Source organism: Bacillota bacterium (assembly GCA_024655925.1).
GTDB lineage: Bacteria > Bacillota > DTU025 > DTU025 > JANLFS01 > JANLFS01.
In genome coordinates, this window is the sequence record JANLFS010000058.1 from 16,272 (window position 1) to 20,867 (window position 4,596).

Here is a 4,596-nt window from a genome sequence, read left to right on the forward strand (position 1 = left end):
CACCCGACTCGACATCCCACGCGAACGGGTCGCTGCCATAGGGGACAACTGGGGAGACGCGGACCTCTTCAGGGCAGCCGGGATTGCCATAATGGTCAATCCTGCCCCCGAGTGCGAGGTCAGGGTGAGAAAGCATGCCCCGCACGTCAGGCCTGTCTCAAGCCTCTGCGACGCCTTTGGCGTCCTGGGGCTGTCTGCGCCCAGGTCTAGCTGATAGCTGATAATCTGGGCGCCTACCCGGGAGTGGATCTGCCCTCGTACTGCAGCCGGTAGAGGTTGTAGTACATGCCCCTCCTGGCCAGGAGCTCCTGGTGAGTCCCGATTTCGCGGACCTTCCCTCGGTGGAGTAAGATGATCTTGTCAGCGTGTTGAATCGTGGAGAGCCTGTGGGCCACGACTATGGTAGTCCGGCCGGCGATCAGCTTGGGCAGTGCGTCCTGGATGAGCAACTCCGTCTGGGTGTCGATGTTCGCTGTAGCCTCGTCCAGGACCAGTATGGCCGGATCAAAGGCGAGTGCTCTGGCGAATGCCAGGAGCTGCCTTTGCCCTGCAGACAAGGTGGATCCCCGTTCTGTGACCGGCTCATCATATCCCCCCGGCAACCGAGAGATGAACCGGTCGGCATTCACATACGTCGCGACTTCGTGAATTCGCTCATCCGAGATCCCTTCGTTGTTCAGTCTTATGTTGGCCTTTATGCTTCCGGTGAACAAGAACACATCCTGCAGCACGGTGGCGATGTTGGAGCGGAGGTCGGCCGCTCTGATCTCCCGGACGTCCCGCCCGTCCACCAGGATCTGCCCGCGCTGCACGTCATAGAACCGGTTGATCAGGCTAATGATGGATGTTTTGCCTGCCCCTGTAGCCCCTACGAAAGCCACGACTTCCCCAGGGTTGATCTTGAAGCTCACATCCTGCAGCACCCAGTCATCGCCGTTGTATGCGAACCACACGTTCCGAAACTCGATCTGCCCGCGGAGTCTGCCGACTGGAGCCGGATACGGTGGATCCGTTACCACTGGGGTGGTATCGAGCAGTTGGAAGATCCTCTCTGACGACGCCATTGCGGCCTGCAGGATGTTGTATTTCTCAGTCAGGTCGTTGATGGGCTGGAAGAACTGGCCCATGTAGTTGACGAATGCGTAGAGGACCCCGAACTGGGGAGACCCGGCCATGACCTTGATGCCCCCATACCAAAGCAGTAGTGCCAGGGCAAGGGAGCCGATGAGCTCCGTCACCGGCCTGAAGACGGCGTAGACCATCATCTCGCCGATCCCTGCCCGGTGGTAGTCCCGATTCACCTGGTCGAACTCTGCGAACTTCCGCTTCTCCTGCCGGAAGATCTGGACCACCGTCATGCCCGCGATGTTCTCGGCCATCGTGGCGTTGATCCTTGCCAGGGCGGTTCGGACGCGGCGGTAGGCGCTGCGGGCCCGGGTCCGGAATATGGCGGTGGCCACGAATATCAAAGGCAGCACGGCCATGGAGACCAGTGCCAGCGTTGGGCTGAGCCTGAACATGACGAACACGATTCCAAGGAGCATGAAGACGTCGCGGACCACGTTCACGAGGACGCTGGTGTACATCTCATTCAAGGTCTCGGTGTCATTGGTGACCCGGGTTACCAGGCGGCCGACGGGGTTGCGGTCGAAGTAGGCGAGGTCCATGCCCTGAAGGTGAGTGAATACCTCCCGCCTTATGCTCAGGACTATCTGTTGCCCTACGTACTGCAGAAGCACAGCTTGGAGGTAGTGGAGGACGAACCCGCCCGACCCGACCAATAGGAGCATTAGGGCCAGACTCTTCAGGCCCGAGGCGTCGTACTTGGTTATGTGCTCGTCTATGGCCACCTTGACCAGGTAGGGCCTGACGAGCTCAGCCCCGGTGATCAGCATCACCAACACCACGCCGAGGCCCAGCAGCCGCATGTAGGGCCTCGCGTACCTGAGAAGCCTTTTCATGAGTCTGGAGTCGTAAGCCCGGCCCAGCATCTCCTCTTCGTGCAGGCTCTCACTTGCTCACCCCCAGAGGACCGCGCGCCTACGTCTGGCTCTCGAGTTTCTCTTCAAGCAATTGCCGTTCGTAAAGCTGCTGATAGAGACCTCCCGCCGCCACCAGCGTCTCATGGGTGCCCCGCTCCGCGATTCTTCCGTCGTCAAGCACGATGATCTCGTCGGCGTGCCGGACGGTCGAGACCCGGTGGGAGATTATGATCGAAGTCCGGCCCACCATGAACTCGCGGAGCCTGCCCAGGATTCTCTCCTCGGTCTGGGTGTCCACCGCCGACAGGCAGTCGTCCAAGATGAGAATCCGGGGTTCCCTGATGAGCGCCCGGGCGATGGAGACGCGCTGCTTCTGCCCGCCTGACAGCGTAACCCCGCGCTCTCCCACAATTGTGTCGAACCCAGCAGGAAAGCGAGACACATCCGAATACAGCTCCGCCACCTTCGCGTAATATTCGATGCGTTCCCGCGGCTCGGGGCCGGAGAACGCGATGTTCTCAGCAAGGGTCGTGGAGAAGAGAAAAGTGTCCTGGGGCACGCAGCCTATGTTCCGCCTCAGACTGTCCAAGGAGATGTCGTTGATGTCGTGCCCGTCCATGAAGACCGTGCCTCGAGGAGGGTTATAGAGCCGCGTCAACAGGTTCACGAGGGTCGTCTTTCCACTGCCGGTCCGGCCGACCACCGCCAGGGTCCTGCCAGCCTCCACCCGGAAGGAGATGTCGTGGAGAACCGCACCAGCGGACTCCGAATATGCGAACGTGAGCCCGGAGAACTCGATTACCCCCTTGACCTCGGGCAGATCGATGGCGTCGCGGGAGTCAGCGACTTCGGGGACCTCAGCCAGGATCTTGTGTATCCTTTCCATGGACGCGAACCCGCGCTGCAGCATGTTAATGACCCAGCCCACGGCCATCATGGGGAAGATGAGCATCCCAAGGTAGCTTGTGAAGGCCACGAAATCCCCGAGGGAGATCTCCTGGCCAATGACCATCGGCGCTCCATGCCAGAGCACAACCACAAATGACAGAGTCGCGATGAGCACCGTGAACGGGTGGAACAGCCCCCACACCCTTACCAGGCGCATGTTCGCGTCCACATTGCGCAACGCGGACTCCATGAACTTCGCAACTTCTGCTTTCTCCTGGACGAAGGATTTCACTACTCGTATCCCCGAGATGTTCTCCTGGGTCCGATCTGTTAGGTTCGCGAACGCCTCCTGGACGGCCCTGAACCTGGCGTTGATCATCTTGCCGAATGTAGTTGCGGCAATTGCCACGAACGGAAAAGGCAAGAGGCTCAGGACGCCGAGCCGGGCCGGGACTGTGCGGAAGATTATGATTACCGTGGCGATTGTGAGGAACGTGGAGTCGGCGAGCAAGACGACGCCCGGCCCCAGCGCCTGCCTGACCGCGGGAATGTCGTTTGTGGCGTGGGCCATAAGGTCGCCCGTCTTGTGCTGGTTGAAGTATCTCGCGGAGAGCTTCTGAAGATGAGCGAAAAGCATGTTGCGCAAGGTGTAGTCCAGCAGTCTCGCGGTGCCCATCACATAGACCCGCCAGAGGAACCGGCCGACCGCCACGGCTAAAGCGAGCCCTATTAGGATCGCGATGTAGCGCAACAGAAGCCACCGAGTGAGCGCGCCCGCACGGAGGATGTCCGTCATCCTTCCGAGAAGCTTTGGGACGATTAGCTGGAGTGCATCTACGACAATGAGCCAGAACAACCCAACAACGTAGCGCCACTTATGCCGCCGGAAAAACTCCCGCAAAGGAGCAAAATGCCTCACGCAGCCGACGCCTCGATTCGCTGCAGGTTTGTGCCTGCTTGCCCCACGATATTATACCGCTGCCAGGCGAGGGATGCAAAACCGGGCTGACTAGGCCCACAGGTGTTGCGCGTCTGTGACATTGTCACCTCATAACGCGATTGAGACAATGTCATCCTTGGGGAAGGACGGCATTACCTTGGCACAGAAGTTTGGAAAGAAGATCCAAGCAGTGGGCATGCACGGGCACAGGTAGATCACAGCCTGTCGCGCCCAGGCGCGGTCCGGGACGTCTGCCGTTACCAGCACGGCCGAAGCAGAGTCGTCTCCTACCCGAGTGGGCGGCGGCCGGATGGAAGCCACCAAATGGCTCGCAGGCCGACGCGACGCCAGCTCACGCCGGTATGAGTCGAAGGCAAGCCCGGCTGGACCGGTCCCCAATACCCGGTGCGCCACTCGGTACCCGCGACGTAGGAGCAGTCCCAATTAATGGTTGAAGGCCCCTGGGGTGCATGACGGTACATAGCTGTAACCAGCACCCAGCTAAAGGAGACTATCCCATGTCGCCCTCGCCGCTCCGCTACCCGTTTCCCTGAGAGCTTGGCCCCAGTCTGTCCGACGTCCACCTTTGCACAATCTCCTTCTCAGGCTGTCCAGAAGGGCGAAGGCCGCGCCGAGCCTTCAGAGTTCGTAAACCGTAAACTGGGACACCTGCTATTACTCGGCTACCCGAATGGGGACCTCTTCGGCCCGACTACGCGCCCGCGGGCCCTCTCCGCCGCCCGCCCTGGCTCACAGCCTCTCCTCAGAGCGAATGAATCGCTTTTC

The 4,596-nt window shown here is 60.4% G+C and carries 3 protein-coding genes; 1 reads left to right on the forward strand and 2 read right to left on the reverse strand.

Annotated features, from left to right (window positions below; all coding sequences use genetic code 11):
- The coding region (locus NUW23_10010) for an HAD hydrolase family protein (GenBank protein ID MCR4426504.1) at nt 1-214 on the forward strand (214 nt) is incomplete at its 5' end.
- A 19-nt stretch (nt 215-233) separates the two neighbouring features.
- On the opposite strand, the gene NUW23_10015 is transcribed toward NUW23_10010, so the two are convergent.
- Together NUW23_10015 and NUW23_10020 are read right to left on the reverse strand one after the other, a co-directional pair.
- Nucleotides 234-1,991, reverse strand: coding sequence for an ABC transporter ATP-binding protein/permease (locus NUW23_10015; protein MCR4426505.1), 1,758 nt, complete (start codon nt 1,989-1,991; stop codon nt 234-236).
- Between the two features lie 49 nt (nt 1,992-2,040).
- Entirely contained in the window at nt 2,041-3,789 is a 1,749-nt protein-coding gene (locus NUW23_10020) for an ABC transporter ATP-binding protein/permease (protein MCR4426506.1), read from the reverse strand.
- Between the last annotated feature and the right edge of the window lie 807 nt (nt 3,790-4,596).